Raw genomic sequence first — 1,074 nt, 5'->3', positions numbered from 1 at the left:
ACGTCCCGCTTCACCTTCTTTCTTCAACTGTTCGAGGCTCGGTGTCACTGCAGTCATCAACTGCATGATAATAGACGCCGAAATGTAAGGCATAATCCCCAAAGCAAAGATACTCATGCGCTCTAACGCACCGCCAGAGAACATGTTGAACAGGCTCAAAATAGTACCTTGATTCTGTTCAAACAACGCAGCCAATCGCTCAGGGTTAATTCCGGGGACCGGAATGTGTGCACCTATTCGATAGACGATAATTGCCAAGAATACGAACCAAAGCCGAGACTTGAGTTCATCAAGTCCCTTCCCGAATCCGCCTTGCATCGCAGGAGATTTAGCCATTACTTATTATTCCTCGACCTTACCACCGGCTGCCTCAATAGCAGCCTTAGCACCTTTAGTCACCCTCAACCCTTGAGTCGTGACAGCTGACTTAATTTCGCCAGACAAGATAACCTTCGCAGACTTGGTATCACGACGAACTAAGTTCGCGTTTTTAAGTGCATCCAAATCAACTACGTTACCATCAACTAACTCAAGTTCGTTAAGGCGAATCTCTGCAACATATTGCGCTTGGCGCGACGTAAAACCGAATTTCGGCAAACGGCGCTGCAATGGCTGCTGACCTCCCTCGAAACCAGCTGGAACTGAACCACCAGAACGAGCCTTCAAACCTTTGTGACCGCGGCCACCGGTTTTACCAAAACCACTACCGATACCACGACCTACACGGCGACGCGAAGGCTTAGAACCAGGAGCAGGACTTAAAGTATTAAGACGCATCTCACTCTCCCTCAATTCTGACCATATAATTAACTTTGTTAACCATACCGCGAACTGAAGGGGTATCTTCAAGCTCAACAGTGTGACCAATTTTACGCAAACCTAGTCCCGTCACAGTAGCTCTGTGCTTTGGCAATTGACCAATCGGGCTACGGAAAAGCGTGACTTTAATAGTTTTTGCCTTTGCCATGATCTTATCCCGTAATATCTTCTACTGACTTACCGCGCTTAGCAGCAACGTTTTCATGAGATTGCATTGCTTTCAAACCATTGATCGTTGCGCGAACAACATTCACT

At 47.1% G+C, this 1,074-nt stretch carries 3 protein-coding genes and 1 pseudogene; all 4 read right to left on the bottom strand.

All coding sequences use genetic code 11. The annotated features are described in order from the left end of the window. On the bottom strand, positions 1-336 hold a 336-nt coding region (locus A3750_RS21150; protein WP_369819964.1), incomplete at its 3' end, for a preprotein translocase subunit SecY. A 6-nt stretch (positions 337-342) separates the two neighbouring features. Continuing rightward, positions 343-777, bottom strand: coding sequence for a 50S ribosomal protein L15 (rplO, locus tag A3750_RS21145; protein ID WP_068450980.1), 435 nt, complete (start codon positions 775-777; stop codon positions 343-345). Position 778: 1 nt separating this feature from the next. Then, positions 779-967: a 50S ribosomal protein L30 gene (gene rpmD / locus A3750_RS21140; protein ID WP_068450983.1), complete on the bottom strand. Its 189-nt coding sequence runs from the start codon at positions 965-967 to the stop codon at positions 779-781. A 4-nt stretch (positions 968-971) separates the two neighbouring features. After that, positions 972-1,074: pseudogene (locus A3750_RS21135) on the bottom strand (30S ribosomal protein S5); the annotation flags it as partial.

The organism is Oleiphilus sp. HI0079 (assembly GCF_001635105.1).
Note: the sequence above shows the minus strand (reverse complement) of the source record. Positions and strands in the feature narration are given on the sequence as shown.

Coding starts and splice junctions, on each gene's coding strand:
- rplO (WP_068450980.1), bottom strand. CDS start 777: ATGCGTCTTAATACTTTAAGTCCTGCTCCTGGTTCTAAGCCTTCGCGT.
- rpmD (WP_068450983.1), bottom strand. CDS start 967: ATGGCAAAGGCAAAAACTATTAAAGTCACGCTTTTCCGTAGCCCGATT.